Source organism: Streptomyces sp. NBC_01166 (genome assembly GCF_045039765.1).
In the GTDB taxonomy this organism is placed as follows: domain Bacteria; phylum Actinomycetota; class Actinomycetes; order Streptomycetales; family Streptomycetaceae; genus Streptomyces.
In genome coordinates, this window is sequence record NZ_CP108613.1 from 6,512,374 (window position 1) to 6,527,677 (window position 15,304).

9 protein-coding genes are annotated in these 15,304 nt (G+C 69.4%); 6 read left to right on the plus strand and 3 right to left on the minus strand.

The window, feature by feature from the left end:
• Window positions 1-17: 17 nt before the first annotated feature.
• The 6 genes from OG379_RS29815 to OG379_RS29840 all read left to right on the plus strand — a co-directional run bounded on the left by OG379_RS29815 (window position 18) and on the right by OG379_RS29840 (window position 10,264).
• Window positions 18-1,517: a hypothetical protein gene (locus OG379_RS29815; protein ID WP_405666057.1), complete on the plus strand. Its 1,500-nt coding sequence runs from the start codon at window positions 18-20 to the stop codon at window positions 1,515-1,517.
• Between the two features lie 191 nt (window positions 1,518-1,708).
• Window positions 1,709-2,971 (plus strand): CDP-alcohol phosphatidyltransferase family protein, encoded by a 1,263-nt coding sequence (locus tag OG379_RS29820; protein ID WP_405666059.1) that lies wholly within the window; start codon window positions 1,709-1,711, stop codon window positions 2,969-2,971.
• Complete coding sequence (locus OG379_RS29825) at window positions 2,968-7,446, plus strand: glycosyltransferase (protein WP_405666060.1); 4,479 nt, start codon at window positions 2,968-2,970, stop codon at window positions 7,444-7,446. The genes OG379_RS29820 and OG379_RS29825 overlap by 4 nt, the downstream gene beginning before the upstream one ends.
• Window positions 7,436-8,242, plus strand: coding sequence for a rhamnogalacturonan acetylesterase (locus OG379_RS29830; RefSeq protein WP_405666061.1), 807 nt, complete (start codon window positions 7,436-7,438; stop codon window positions 8,240-8,242). Before OG379_RS29825 ends, OG379_RS29830 begins: the two co-directional genes overlap by 11 nt.
• Window positions 8,239-8,985 carry an Ig-like domain-containing protein gene (locus OG379_RS29835; RefSeq protein WP_405666062.1) on the plus strand — a complete coding sequence of 249 codons (747 nt, stop codon included), beginning with the start codon at window positions 8,239-8,241 and terminating at the stop codon, window positions 8,983-8,985. Before OG379_RS29830 ends, OG379_RS29835 begins: the two co-directional genes overlap by 4 nt.
• A gap of 25 nt (window positions 8,986-9,010) precedes the next feature.
• Window positions 9,011-10,264, plus strand: a complete 1,254-nt coding sequence (locus OG379_RS29840) for a phosphodiester glycosidase family protein (protein WP_405666064.1) — start codon at window positions 9,011-9,013, stop codon at window positions 10,262-10,264.
• Between the two features lie 78 nt (window positions 10,265-10,342).
• On the opposite strand, the gene OG379_RS29845 is transcribed toward OG379_RS29840, so the two are convergent.
• The 3 genes from OG379_RS29845 to OG379_RS29855 all read right to left on the minus strand — a co-directional run bounded on the left by OG379_RS29845 (window position 10,343) and on the right by OG379_RS29855 (window position 15,224).
• Window positions 10,343-12,472: a 3-hydroxyacyl-CoA dehydrogenase NAD-binding domain-containing protein gene (locus OG379_RS29845; protein ID WP_393764206.1), complete on the minus strand. Its 2,130-nt coding sequence runs from the start codon at window positions 12,470-12,472 to the stop codon at window positions 10,343-10,345.
• Window positions 12,469-13,689: a thiolase family protein gene (locus OG379_RS29850; RefSeq protein ID WP_405666066.1), complete on the minus strand. Its 1,221-nt coding sequence runs from the start codon at window positions 13,687-13,689 to the stop codon at window positions 12,469-12,471. Before OG379_RS29850 ends, OG379_RS29845 begins: the two co-directional genes overlap by 4 nt.
• A 260-nt stretch (window positions 13,690-13,949) precedes the next feature.
• Entirely contained in the window at window positions 13,950-15,224 is a 1,275-nt protein-coding gene (locus OG379_RS29855) for an HRDC domain-containing protein (protein WP_405666067.1), read from the minus strand.
• Between the last annotated feature and the right edge of the window lie 80 nt (window positions 15,225-15,304).

The following is a 15,304-nucleotide window of genomic DNA, read 5'->3' on the forward strand; positions in this document are numbered from 1 at the left end:
GCGATGACGTCAGGAAGGTGACGGTCGTCGCCGGCGGCCCGGGCGACGCGGCACTCCTTGTCGCGACCGAGGACCACGGGACCGAGATCCGGGTGCTGTGCGTCGGCGAGGGGAGCAAGGACGAGCGTGCCGCGCTGGAGCGGGCTCTCGCCGAGGCTTCCCGGCGCGGGTGTCCGGTCCCCGGTGGCCCGACGTTCGCCGGCCGGGACCCCGACGGCCACGGGGCGCTGCTCCGGGCACTGCGCGAACTGCGCCCGGGGTGGGTCCGCCTGGCGGATCCCGATCCGGAGCGCGTGGGCTACGACGAGGGCGCGGGCGTACCCGTACACGAGGATCCTGAACGGGCGGCCGCCGCTCTGGAGGCACTCGCCGCGGTGCGTGCCTACCAGCTGGAGTCGGGAACCCCCGTCTTCGTGGACTGCCGCCGTGCGGCGGCGGACGAGAAGCTGGACGCGGGGTCCGCGTCGCGTTATCCGCGTACGAAGCACTGGCTGACAGAGGGGTTCGACGGCCGCCTGACGGCGTTCCTGCCGTCCGCCGCGGGCGTGGTGCGGTGGGTCCAGTCGGAGCCGGAAGGCGCCGACTGGCTCGGGCCGGAACTGCTCCCCGGACCCCGTCTGATGCCGGGGCTGTCCGTGGTGCAGGACCCCCACGGGTTCGTGCACCTGCTGGCGCTGCGCCGGACCGTACGCGGGGGCGGGGGCGACGACGTGGAGATCGTGCACGCGGTGCAGTACCGCACCGGACAGCCGCTCACTCCCTGGCACTCGCTGGGCTCCCCCAATCCCGGGGACCGGTACAAGAGCAGGGAGGGCGGCTTCCCGGCGATGGCCTTCGACGGAGCGGGGGGCCTCCTCGTCTTCGCCCGGAACTTCGGGCACAGCGTGAGCTACCGCCATCAGTCGTCCGACGGAGCGTGGACGCCATGGCAGCACCTCAGCGGTCTCCGCGTCGCGGACGAGCTGGTGACCGTCACCACCGGGCGCGGGGAGGTGGAACTCCTGGCCCGCGCACGGGACTCCGACGCGGTGGTGCGCTGGGCCCGCTCAGGGCCCGGCGGTGCCTGGGCCGAGGACCGGAGCGTCCCTTTCACGCCCGTGCGGGGAACGATGTCCGCGGGGCCGGAGCCCGGCACCGTCCTGTTCCGGGACCTGTTGACGAACGAGCCCGGCATCTGGTGGCCGGGAGCTGCCGCTCCTCTGCCGCTCGGGGGCGCCGAGGGCAGCGGGCCGCTGACCGGTGTCCGGGGAGTGGACGTGGACGGCTGGGCCTACGCGCTCCTTGTCCGTTCGGGCCTCGGAGGGGAGAGCACCGTCGGGGCCTACGCGGAGGGACGCCCGGACGCGGGCGTGTGGTGGAGCGCGGCGGGCAAGGACACACCGCTCCCGCCCGCGGCCGTCAGGTCTCGGAACGGAATGGTCACATTGGCGGTGCTCACCGCGGGGGCGCGACTGGCCGTTGCTCACCGGAAGTCACGAAAAAGCGGTCTTGAGTTCGATTCCTGGTACACAGTGTGACAATTTCCGACCGATTGCGACCTTAAGGGCTCGGAATGGTAACGACCCTGGGCGCATGTTGTTGAGTTCTTGATAAAGTCTGTGAATCTTTCATGTGAACGACCGGGGGGGACCTGGTGAACATGAGGGCGCCTCGTACCTGCCCATGCATGAGCGAGGAACTGTTTACTGGTTCTCGTGACTGAGGGGTTATGGCCAAGCTGTCCCTGCGCGCTGTTCAGAAGCTGACATGCAAGAAGCGTGACGCTTGGTGGACGGTGCTTCTGGTCGACCCTGTGGCGACCCGCATGCTGATCGTCATGGCACGGTTCGGCTTCATCACGCCCAACCGCGTCACCTGGGCGGCGCTGTTCGTGGGGCTCGGCTCGGCCGGATTCTTCCTCAAGGGCGACCCCGTCTCCCTCGCCATCGGCGCCGCGCTGTACCACCTGAGCTTCATCTTCGACTGCATCGACGGGAAGCTGGCGCGGCTCAAGGGCAACGGCACGGTCTTCGGCGGTTGGCTCGACTACGTCTTCGACCGCATCCGGGTGCTCTTCTGCGCCCTGGCCCTCATGGGCGGTCAGTACCTGGACAACGGCGACGAGCGGTATCTGCTCGCCGCCCTCATGGTGGTCTTCCTCGACATGCTGCGCTACGTCGACGCCCTTCAGATCTACAAGATGCGCATGTCGATGCGGACGAAGATCGAGAAGGTGACGAAGGAGAAGCGCGACGCCGAGCGCGCTGTTGCGGCCGAGGCGGCGGGCCGGGTCACGGCGGAGCCGGAGGAGCAGCAGATCCAGTTCATGGAGGATCTGCTCCGGGAGAATCCCGAGGCCGAGGCGGAGACCCTCAAGGAGCAGGCCACAGCCGCCCACGTGGTGGACCTGCACGCACAGTTCCGTCACCGATTCCCTTGGTACCAGCGCGTGCGTCACGCCATGCTGCGCAGCCGCATCAGGCCGCACCTCATCAGCGGCATCGAGTTCCAGATGTTCATCTTCATCGTCGCCCCGCTGATCGGGCAGATCCTGATGACCACACTGGTGTCGGCAGCGCTGCTCGGAGCCTTCGAGCTGATCATCATGTACAAGTTCTGGCTTTCCACCCGCGACTTCACCAAGGTGATGGCCGAGCTCAGCTCGGCGCCGTCCACGGCGGGCACCATCTCCCCCCAGCTGCACAGGGGCCGCCACCGCCGCGGGGTCGAGGAGGGGCTGCGTGACGCGGAGCGCCTGCTGGACCAGCAGCCGGACGAGGACCCCGGCTTCCAGCCCTACCCCCAGCCGTACACGGGTTACGTCCCGAACGAGCAGTACGCGTACCAAGAGGCGTGGCCGCCTGCGGAAACGTATCAGCAGGCCGGCCACACCTATGGCCATCCGGTTCAGGGTGAGCGGCTGTACGCCGCCCCCCACGCGCCCCAGCCGGAGCAGAACGGATATCTGGGCGACCGAGAAGGCAATCGATGAGGCACGAACAGGACACCCCCGATGTGTGGGTGACCGTCGTCATTCCGGCCTACAACGCGGCGACGACGATCGGCAAGGCACTCCAGTCGGCCGTGAACCAGACGTACGAACTGGTCGAGATCGTCATCGTCGACGACGCCTCGACGGACAACACGCTCGACATCGTCAAGAGCTTCGCCGGCACCAACGGCCGCGTCCGTGTGCTGCGCCGGCCCACCAACAGCGGGGGCGTCGGAGCGCCGCGGAACATGGGCATAGCCCAGGCCGCCGGCCAGTACGTCATGTTCCTCGACGCCGACGACGAGCTGCCGCCCCGCGCCTGTGAGCTGCTGGTGGCCAGCGCGCTGGAGACCGGGAGCGACATCACCGCGGGCAAGGCGGTGCGGGTCAACCGGGCCACCAGCGAGACCGAGGGCTGGGCGCCCGAGGTGTACGCGATGCGGCGTACCGTGCCGGGTCTCGTCGAGTTCCCCCTGATGCTGTCCGACCCCATCGCCGCCGCGAAGCTGTACCGCGTGGAGTTCCTCCGGAACGGCGGGATCTGGTTCCCGGAAGGCGTGTTCTACGAGGACACCTACTTCTCCACGGTGGCCGGCTGCCTCGCCGACGGGATCACCGTCATCACCGACCCCGTGTACCGCTGGATGTGGGAGCCCGACGGCGGTTCGATCACCGGCCGCACCGGTGAGCTGCGCAGCATCACGGACCGGGTCGCCGTGCACCGTGCCACCGACGCGTTCCTCCTCGACCGGGGCCTGTGGCCACTCAAGGTCCGCAAGGACTCCAAGTTCCTCGCACACGACCTGCGTCTCTACATGCGGGCTCTGGCGGAGGGCGATCCGGAATTCCAGCAGGGCTTCGCCGAGATCGCGAGCAACTACCTCTTCTCGATCAGTGACGAGGCCTTCGAGCTGTGCGACCCGGTCGACCGCGTACGGGCCTACCTCCTCATGTACCAGGAGACTGAAGCGGCGCTGACCACGCTGGACTACGCCCAGCGCAGGAGCACGCTCTCCTCCTTCCTCGTCGAGGAGGAAGGGCACGTCTACTGGTCCGGGGACCATCTGCACCTGCCGGACGCGCGCCGCATGCTCGACGTCACGGAGCTCGGCCTGTCGACGGCGAACCTTTCCCAGGTGCCGCTGTTCGCCCAGCTCGACCACTGGGCCGTCAAGGGAGTGGAGCTGCGGTTCGAGGGCCGGCTGGTCAACCGGTTCGGGCGGATCAACCCCGGTGACGATCTCAAACTCGCCCTGGCTGTGCGCAACCGGCACTCCAAGCGGGACGTCACGGTGCCGATAGCGGGCCCCGGGGTGGACGAGCGGTTCATCACGTTCGACGGCGTGGTGGACCTCGCCGCCGTACTCGGGAAGGAATTCTCCGACAGCACCGTCTGGAACGTCTCGGTCGTCGTCGAGTGGAACCGGAACCGCTCGCGGTCCCCACTGAACGTGCGTGACGTGGAGCTCTCCGGACTGACGTTCCACGCACGGGACGAGGAGCTGGAGGGGTACCGCACGGTCTCCGGAAACCTCGCCCTGCGGTGCGCTGTGGCCGGACGCCGGACCTTCGAGACCGAGCAGAACGACCCCGACGCGCCCTGGATGTGGTGGCGCAGCCTGATCCACCCGCCGATCGCCACCCTCGACTACGCCTTCGAGATGGCCGTCGTCGTTCCCTGCTACAACGTGGCGAAGTACCTGGACGACTGCCTCGGCTCCATCGCGGCACAGGAGGGCTTCGCCGCGACCCAGGTCATCCTGGTGGACGACGGCGCCACCGACGAGACACCCCAGATCCTCGACCGCTTCGCCCGGCACTACGCCAATGTCACCGTGGTCCACCAGCAGAACGGTGGTCTCGGGAACGCGCGCAACAACGGCCTCGACCAGGTCACCGCGCCCTACGTCACCTTCCTCGACTCCGACGACATCCTGGGCGAGGACGCCCTGTCGAAGATGCTGCAGGCGGCGTGGCGGGACGGCTCGGAAGTGGTGGTGGGGGACCTGGTGAACTTCCCCGACCGACCGTACGGCCCCTGGAAGCAGTACTTCGGCAAGGGCGACCGCCGCATCGACGACTTCGCCTCGGTGCCGGACCTGATCTTCAGCGGTTCCGCCTGCAACAAGCTGTTCAGCACCGGTCTCCTCCGCCGCCTGGGCGTGCGCTTCGGCGAGGGGGTGCACTTCGAGGACGCCTGGGTGACGCTGCCGAGCATGTTGCGCGCCGACGGGATCAGCCTCGTGGACGAGCCGGTGTACTACTACCGGGGCCGCCCGGACGGCACGTCCATCATGGACTCGCTGTGGAGCAAGCCCGCCAACTACTGGGACCACCTCAGGCTGAACCACTACCTCCTCGCGGTTTCCGAGAGGGAGCGTCCTGAGATCCGGCGCATGTTCCACCGCTACGTGACGCGCACCTACAAGGGATTCCTGTGCAACGCGCGTAACGTCATGGGCCGCTCCCAGCTGGCGGAGATCTTCCCCGGCCTCCGGGATCACTACGCGACGGTCCCGGACGAGGTGATCGCCGAGTTGGTGACAAATCCCGCGCAGCAACTCGACCACTACGCCGCCAAGACCGGGAACTTCGAGCTCTTCGCCGATCCCGACCGGGTACTGGAAGGGGCCACTCCGGCCGTTCAGGTCGACGACGAAGGCTTCTACCGTACGTTCGGGGGCGGTGCGGCGGAGTCCAGGGCCGCGCGGGTCAACGACCCCAACGTGGTGGTGGAGTCGGTCCGGGCCCGTGGCGATGTGCTGGTGATCGAGGGGTGCATGTCCTTCCCCGGCATGAGCATCGACGGTCAGATGGTCAACCGCCTCGAATTCGTCCACCAGACGCGGCAGGGGAAGGTGGTCGTCCCGCTGCGGCAGGTCTACCGCAGAGACCTCATGAACGCTCGGAACGGGCGGGACCTGTACGCCGGGTGGTACGCCGAGATACCGGCAGCGGACCTCGTGGGCGGCGGGTTCAAGTCCGGGGACTTCCGGCTCCGTGTGCGTGCGGCCGACGGATCGCGCCACCGGAATGTGGTGATGAAGGCCCGGCTTCCGCTGCACCGGCTGAAGGGCGCGGGCCAGGTCGGCGACTACCGCTACATGCTGACCATCGGAGGCGGTGAGTCGCTGCACTTCAGGCTGGTCGACCGGACGCTCAAGGCCCGGACCAAGCAGAAGTTCTGGCGTGCGGCGCGTGAGATCCGCATCATGAAGCACCGAAATCCCGGCTGGCGGATGAGGCTGGCCTACTGGATCTCCTATCCGTTCCTGCGGTCCCGGGAGATCTGGATCATAGGCGAGCGGTCCGACACGGCGCAGGACAACTCCTACCACTTCTTCAAGTGGATCAGGGAGAACCGGAAGCGCCGGAAGGCCTACTACGTCATCGACGAGAAGTCCCCGGACTACAAGAAGGTGCAACCGTACGGGAACGTCCTGAAGCTCGGTTCGCTGAAGCACCGGATGTACCTGCTGCACGCCACCAAGCTCATCGGCGCCTACGATTCGGAGTCCTACCTGGTGCCCGAGGGGTACCGCAAGGCGCTCTATCTGCACCGGTTCGGCGAACTGATCCGGTATCAGCGCGTCTTCCTCCAGCACGGCATCACGTACAACGACGTGACCAGCGGTGCGGCACAGCTGATCACCAGCTACGACATGATCCTGGCCGGCGGACGGCAGGAGCGGGAGTTCTTCGCCGAGGAAGCCGGCTACGGCTCCCGGGCGGTCCTGGCGGGTTTCCCCCGTTTCGACGCGCTGCGCAAGGAGCCGCGTGACCGGCCCAGGGTGCTGCTGATGCCCACGTGGCGTCAGTGGATCGTCACGGCTTCGTACAAGAAGTCCGCCGGTCCGGCCAAGTCCTCCTTCATGCAGTCCGAGTACTTCCGCTTCTACAAGGAACTGCTCTCCAACCCGAGACTCGTCCGGGCACTGGAGAATGCGGGCGTGGACCTGGAGTTCTTCCCGCACTACGAGATCCGCCCGTATCTCCACCATTTCCAGCTGGAGTCGGATTCCATCGTCGTCGCGGACCCGAAGTCCAGGAATGTGCAGCAGGCGATGAAGGAATGCTCGCTGATGGTGACGGACTACTCTTCGGTGTTCTTCGATGTCGCTTACATGGACACTCCGATCGTCTATGTGCCGTTCGACGAGGAGGACTTCTACGGGCGGCACTACAAGCGGGGTTACTTCAACCTCACCGAGGACGGTTTCGGGCCGGTCTGCCGCACCGTGGACGAAGCCGTGGACGAGATCATCGCGTCGATCGGCCGGGGATTCACCGTGGAGAGCCCCTACCGCGAAAGGGCGGAACACTTCTTCGCCTACCGCGACCACGGGAACTGCGCCAGGGTCTACGAGGCGATCGACGGCCTCGGCGACTCGGGCGCCGAGGCGCTCGGACCCGCTGCCTCCGCCGGCCGGGAGACCGCAGCGGAGCGACAGTCGGGATGGGTCGATGCGGCCTGAGTACGGTGTCCGGCAGGGCCCTGTCCGCATGTTCCTCGCCGGCGACTCCAGTGTCTGCACCCGAGAGGTCAGCCGCGCGCCGATGACCGGCTGGGGGCAGGTGCTCCCCCTCTTCCTCACCGGTGAGGTCGAGGTGGTCAACTGCGCACGGGCCGGAGCGAGCTCCAAGACGTTCAGTGAGCGGGGCCGGCTCGACTGGATCCTGGAGCACCTGCGGCCCGGTGACTACCTGGTCGTCTCGTTCGGCCTGATCGACCACAAGCCGGAACCGGAACTGCGCACCGAGCCCTTCGGCGACTTCCAGCGCCATCTGCGACGGTTCGTCGACGGTGCCAGGGACCGCCAGGCCCATCCGGTCCTGGTGAGCCCGCACGAGCGCTGGACCTTCGACGCGCACGGCAATCTTCCCCGGGTGTTCGGCGAGTACCCCATGGCGATGCGGGAGCTGGCGGAGCAGACGTCGACGCCCTACATCGACCTCTACGAGCAGAGCCTCGAATGGTGGACGCAGCTCGGCCCCGAGCAGACGCGTGCGCTCTTCATGTATCTGGAGCCGGGACAGTACGCCACCTACCCGGAGGGCATAGAGGACAGCACCCACCTCCTGCCCGCCGGCGCAATCGCGTGCGCCCGGTTCGTCGCGCACGCGATGGCGACCCGGCGCATCGTCCCGGAGCACTGGGCCCAGGATCTGGATCGCGAGAGTTTTCCGCCCGAGGCCATGGGCTGGCTGGACGATGCCACGCACCAGGCCATCACACGTACACGTACCAAGGGCACGGGGAGCACGTTGTGAACGACGTCGACAGCGCGCCGCGCCATCTGGTGTCCCGGGTCAGCGCGGTCCAGCAGGACGATCCGTCCATCCGGCTGACCGTGGAGCTGACCGCCGACGCAAACCCCGATGTTCCGCTCAGGCCCGGACAGTCGGTCGTCTTCGATCTGACCCTGTTCCCCGAGGGCGGTGGGCATCGCTACTACGGCTATGTGATGGCACCGCCGTTCGCGAAGGTGGCGTCCGTCGGGCAACTGGCCGGAATGAGCATGCTGGCGTCGGGGGACAGGTACGCGACTTCTGTGGAGGCGGGCACCACACGGGTCGCCCGGTTCACCGCCCGGATGCGTGACGACACCGGGGCAGGAGCCTTCCTCGTGCCCGAGGTACGGTCCGGAATCATTGCCCGTGGAGGGTCGAGCCTGACCAGCGGTACCCATGCGGTGAAGCAGCGCGGCTTCCGCATCGCGCCGCTGCCGGTGCCAGGGCGCACGCTGCGGGTGGCGCCCGGGTACCGGGGCCTGCTGACCGGCCTGACCGAAGGACTGGGCGAGCACGTCCAGCTGGTCGGTGTCGGCCCGGCCGTATTCGGTGCGACCTACATCGCGCCGGACGGGGCGGTGACGTACACGCCGTTCGACGGCCATACCGGGTACGACCGTTTCGACTACGTCCTCGACGACGGCGCCGGCCGTCTCGTACGAGGACGGGTGACCGTGTGCGTCGGTGACACGGGCGCGGCACCCGGTGTTCTCGCGGGCTGACGGCCGTGCGCGACCGCTCCGGCGTGTGGGCGCGCTGGCGCTTTCCGTCGGGGCGGTCGTGGCGGCGTGCTCCGTCCCGGCCCAGTCCCCGCCCGTCGAACGGCCCGGCCGCACCGGTCAGGCTCCGCACCCCCGGCTGCCCGCAGGCGTGGCCTTCGAGCAGCTCACGCACACCCTCGAGGACGGCAGCCCGGTCCGCCTGAGTGTGCTCTCGGTGTCCCCCTCCGCGCGGGTGACGGTCTCGGCTGTCCACGGAGACCGGCTGGACTCCTCGCGGACTGTCACGGAGATGTCGGACCGGGCAGGCGCGGTGGCGGCGGTCAACGCCTCCTTCTTCGACATCCGTACAGGACCCGACTTCGGCGGCCACGAGGGCGATCCGCTCGGTGTCTACGCCTCCGACGGCGACCTCCTCAGCGAGGCGGCCGACGGGAGTACCGCACTGATCCTCGGGCCCCCCGGCAGCCGGCCCCGGACCGCCGACATCAGTACCTCCTCCGCGCTCCTCGCCTCGGACGGGGCCGCCCGGGAACTGGACGGCATCAACCGTGTCCCGGGCCGGATCCTCGGCTGTGGCGGGGTGGGCGGGGACACGCTCGCCAGGACCGGCCGGCCGGAGTCGAGGCCACTCCGCAATCAACTGTGCGTGGATCGCGACGAGATCGTCTCCTTCCGCCCGGCCTGGGGGAGCGATTCCCCGCCCGGACCGGAGGGCAGTGAGGAAGCCGTGCTTGACGCGAGGGGCCGCGTGACCGCGCTGCGGAGCCCCGCGGGCGGACCGATCCCGGCCGGTGGCAGCACACTCAGCGGCATCGGGCAGGGTGCGGACTGGCTGGAGGCACATGCCTCGCAGGGCAGCTCGGTCCAGGTCACCTCCGGGGTGCAGGACCGGTCCGGGAGGCGGGTGGCGGGGGCCGGGGTGTCGGTGATCGGCGCGGGCCCCGCGCTCGTACGCGACGGGGAGGTCTGGATCAACGGTGCGGCCAACGGCTTCGCGGCCGCCACACTCGCACGGCGGGAGCCCCGCACCGTCGCGGGAATCACTGCGGACGGCACGCTGCTGCTGGTGACCTTCGACGGCAGGGATCCCGGGCGCAGCGTCGGCGTGTCTATGACCGAGGCGTCGCGGAGCCTTCTGCGGCTGGGGGCCACCGAGGCCGTGAACCTCGACGGCGGCGGGTCGGCGACGATGGTTGTCGACGGGGCGGTGCGCAACCGTCCGGCCGACGGTGGCGCGGAGGAACGCGAGGTCGCCACCGCGATCGTCGTGACCGGCTGAAGCCCGGTCGGGACGACGAAGGGCCCGGCAAGCCAACCGACTTGCCGGGCCCCTCGGTCATGTACGACGGATGCGTACTTACGCCGGGACGCTCGCCACGCCCTGCGCCAGGAACGGCTTGCCGTTCACCCGCTCCGAGACGCCCTCGCGGTCCAGGTACGGCGTGATGCCGCCCAGGTGGAAGGGCCAGCCCGCGCCGGTGATCAGGCAGAGGTCGATGTCCTGCGGCTCGGCGACGACGCCCTCGGCCAGCATGAGGCCGATCTCCTGGGCCACCGCGTCCAGGACGCGGTCACGGACCTGGTCCTCCGTCAGGACGGTGTCGCCCTGCTTGAGGAGCGCCGCGACCTCAGGGTCGAGCTCCGGCTTGCCGGAGTCGTAGACGTAGAAGCCGCGCTTGCCCGCCCTGACGACCGCCGCGAGGTTCTCGGAGACCGTGAAGCGGTCCGGGAACGCGCGGTTCAGGGTCTCGGAGACGTGCAGGCCGATGGCCGGGCCCACCAGCTCCAGCAGCACCAGCGGGGACATCGGCAGGCCGAGGGGCTCGATGGCCTTCTCCGCCGTCTCGACCGGGGTGCCCTCGTCGATGATGTTCTGGATCTCGCCCATGAAGCGGGTGAGGATGCGGTTGACGACGAACGCCGGGGCGTCCTTCACCAGCACCGCGGTCTTCTTCAGCTTGCGGGCGACGCCGAAGGCCGTGGCCAGCGAGGCGTCGTCGGTCTGCTCGCCGCGGACGATCTCCAGGAGCGGGAGGATCGCGACCGGGTTGAAGAAGTGGAAGCCGACGACCCGCTCGGGGTTCTTCAGCTTCGACGCCATCTCGGTGACCGAGAGGGACGAGGTGTTGGTGGCGAGGATCGCGTGCGCCGGGGCGACCGCCTCGACCTCCGCGAACACCTGCTGCTTGACGCCGATCTCCTCGAAGACGGCCTCGATGATGAAGTCGGCGTCGGAGAAGCCCTCCGCCTTGTCCAGCACACCGGAGACCAGGGCCTTGAGGCGGTTGGCCTTGTCCTGGTTGATGCGGCCCTTGCCGAGCAGCTTGTCGATCTCGGCCTGGACGTAGCCCACGCCCTTGTCGACGCGCTCCTGGTCGATGTCCGTGAGGACGACCGGGACCTCCAGGCGGCGGAGGAAGAGCAGGGCGAGCTGGCTGGCCATCAGGCCCGCGCCCACCACGCCGACCTTGGTGACCGGGCGGGCCAGGGACTTGTCCGGGGCGCCGGCCGGGCGCTTGGCGCGCTTCTGGACCAGGTTGAAGGAGTAGATCCCGGAGCGCAGCTCACCGCCCATGATCAGGTCCGCGAGGGCCTGGTCCTCGGCGTCGAAGCCGGCGCCCAGGTCGCCGCTCTTCGCCGCGGCGATGATCTCCAGCGCGCGGTACGCGGCGGGGGCCGCCCCGTGCACCTTGGAGTCGGCGATCGCCTTGCCGCGGGCGACGGCCTGGTCCCAGGCGTCACCGCGGTCGACCTCGGGACGCTCCACCGCGATCTCGCCCTTGAGGACGGAGGCGGTCCAGATCAGCGACTGCTCCAGGAAGTCCGCGCCCTCGAAGATCGCGTCGGCGATCCCGAGCTCGAAGACCTGCTTGCCCTTGAGCTGACGGTTCTGGTTGAGCGAGTTCTCGATGATGACCGAGACGGCGCGGTCGGCGCCGATCAGGTTGGGGAGCAGCGCGCAGCCGCCCCAGCCGGGGACCAGACCGAGGAAGACCTCGGGCAGCGAGAACGCCGGCAGCGCGCTGGAGACGGTGCGGTACGAGCAGTGCAGCCCGATCTCGACACCGCCGCCCATGGCCGCGCCGTTGTAGTACGCGAACGTCGGGACCGCGAGGCCGGAGAGGCGGCGGAAGACGTCGTGGCCGCCCTTGCCGATGGCCAGCGCGTCCTTGTGGTCCTTGAGGAGCTCGACGCCCTTGAGGTCCGCGCCCACCGCGAAGATGAACGGCTTGCCGGTGACGCCGACGCCGACGATCGCGCCGTCGGCGGCCTCCTTCTCGACCTGGTCGACGGCGGCGTTCAGGTTCGCCAGCGACTGCGGGCCGATGGTGGTCGGCTTGGTGTGGTCGAAGCCGTTGTCCAGCGTGATGAGGGCGAAACGGCCCGCACCGCCGGGAAGGTCGAGGTGGCGCACGTGCGCCTGCGTGACGACCTCGCCGGGGAACAGCTCGGCCGCACCCTTCAGAAGCTCAGTGGTGGAGCTCACTTGTTGCCTCCGTTGAAGTTCGGGTTCTCCCAGACGACGGTCGCGCCCATGCCGAAGCCGACGCACATGGTCGTCAGGCCGTAGCGGACCTCCGGCTGCTCCTCGAACTGGCGGGCCAGCTGAGTCATCAGGCGGACGCCGGAGGAGGCGAGCGGGTGGCCGTAGGCGATCGCGCCGCCGTACTGGTTGACGCGCTGGTCGTCGTCGGCGATGCCGTAGTGCTCCAGGAAGGCGAGCACCTGCACGGCGAAGGCCTCGTTGATCTCGAAGAGACCGATGTCGTCGATGGAGAGGCCGGCCTTGGCGAGGGCCTTCTCCGTCGCCGGGATCGGGCCGTAGCCCATGACCTCCGGCTCGACACCCGCGAAGGCGTACGACACGAGGCGCATCTTGACCGGGAGACCCAGCTCGCGGGCGGTCTCCTCGGAGGCGAGCAGTGAGGCGGTGGCGCCGTCGTTGAGACCCGCGGCGTTACCGGCCGTCACGCGGCCGTGGGCGCGGAACGGGGTCTTCAGACCGGCCAGCGACTCCAGGGTGGTGCCCGGGCGCATCGGCTCGTCGGCGGTGACCAGGCCCCAGCCCGTCTCCCCGGCCTCGGCGTTGGTGCGGCGCACGGAGACCGGCACCAGGTCCTGCTGGATCGTGCCGTTGGCGTACGCCTTGGCGGCCTTCTCCTGCGAACGGACCGCGTACTCGTCGGCACGCTGCTTGGTGATCGAGGGGTACCTGTCGTGCAGGTTCTCCGCGGTCATGCCCATGAAGAGGGCGGACTCGTCGACCAGCTTCTCCGACACGAGACGCGGGTTCGGGTCCACGCTCTCGCCCATCGGGTGGCGGCCCATGTGCTCGACACCGCCGGCGATGACGACGTCGTACGCGCCGAAGGCGATGGAACCGGCCGTCGAGGTGACGGCGGTCAGGGCGCCCGCACACATGCGGTCGATGGAGTAACCGGGTACCGACTGCGGCAGACCGGCCAGGATTCCGGCGGTGCGGCCGAGCGTCAGGCCCTGGTCGCCGATCTGCGTGGTCGCGGCGATGGCGACCTCGTCGATCTTCGCGGGGTCCAGGTCCGGGTTGCGGCGCAGCAGCTCCCGGATGGCCTTCACGACGAGATCGTCGGCGCGGGTCTCGTGGTAGATGCCCTTCGGGCCCGCTTTGCCGAACGGGGTGCGGACGCCGTCGACGAAGACGACGTCCCGGATGGTACGAGGCACGGTGGCTCTCCTCCAGGGTGCGGGATGGCACTGCTGCGGGCGCACGCATCGGCGCGCCACGCCCCTCATGCTACTTGCGGGTAACCGGACTGCCCACCCCCCACCACCGGAGCGGTGAACGTCACATGCGGAGGGGGTCCGGGAAGACCGGGTAACTGGCGTGAATTCGATCCTCCTCGACAGACCGGCCAGGGGTGCGGCCCCGACACGCGTACGCCCCCTGCCGGATCCGGCAGGGGGCGTACGCGTGTCGCGCGGTGTCAGGCGCTGGTGTCCAGGGCGCGCAGCAGCAGCGGACCGACCTGTCCGATCTGCCAGCGGCGCGCGCCGTGCCCGGCCAGCGCGGTCTCGACCGCGTCCGGGGTCAGGACCTTGGGCGGCTCCCAGCAGATCCGGCGCACGGTGTCCGGGGTGATCAGATTCTCCTGCGGCATGTGCAGCCGCTCGGCGAGCTCCGACACGGCGGTACGGGCCGCCGAAAGCCGGGCCGCGGCGGCCGGGTCCTTGTCCGCCCACGAGCGGGGCGGCGGCGGTCCGGCGGGCTGCTGGCCGGGCTGGGGCAGCTCCGACTCGGGCAGCTCCTTGGCCCGGTCGACGGCCGCCTGCCACTGCTCCAGCTGGCGGCGCCCCATGCGGTGCCCGAAGCCGGGCAGCGCGGTGAGAGCCTGCACATTCGCCGGGAGCGCCAGGGCCGCCTCGATGATCGCGGCGTCCCCGAGCACCTTGCCGGGCGAGATGTCACGGCGCTGCGCCACCTGGTCACGGGCGGTCCACAGCTCCCGTACGACCGCGATCTGACGGCGGCGCCGCACCTTGTGCATGCCGGAGGTCCGGCGCCACGGGTCCTTGCGCGGGGGAGCGGGCGGTGCCGAGGCGATCGCGGCGAACTCCTCCAGCGCCCACTCCAGCTTGCCCTGCCGGTCCAGCTCCTCCTCCAGGGCGTCGCGCAGGTCCACCAGCAGCTCGACATCGAGCGCGGCGTAGCGCAGCCAGGGGTCGGGCAGGGGGCGGGTGGACCAGTCGACCGCGGAGTGGCCCTTCTCCAGGGCGTAGCCGAGGACGTTCTCCACTATGGCGCCCAGGCCGACGCGCGGGAATCCCGCCAGGCGTCCGGCGAGCTCCGTGTCGAAGAGCGAGGTCGGGGTCATGCCTATGTCGCGCAGGCAGGGCAGGTCCTGGGTGGCGGCGTGCAGGATCCACTCTGAGCCGGTGAGGGCCTGGCCGAGCGTGGACAGGTCGGGGCAGCCGACCGGGTCGATCAGCGCGCTTCCCGCACCCTCGCGGCGCAGCTGCACGAGGTAGGCGCGCTGGCCGTAGCGGTAGCCCGAGGCGCGTTCGGCGTCGACGGCGACGGGGCCGGTGCCCGCGGCGAAGTCCGCGACCACCTGGGCGAGCGCGTCGTCGGTCGCCACCACCGGGGGGATGCCCTCGCGCGGTTCGAGCAAGGGGATCGGCGCCGGGGCGACGTCGTCCGGGGGAGCGCCCCCGGTGGTTCGCAGTGAAGTGTCTGCTGCGGTCTCTTGGGCGTCGGTCACATGCCAAGGGTATCTGTGTATGTGCGTCGCCCGTCGACGGAACGTTCCGTCGACGGGCGGCCATGCACGTAAACCGGCCG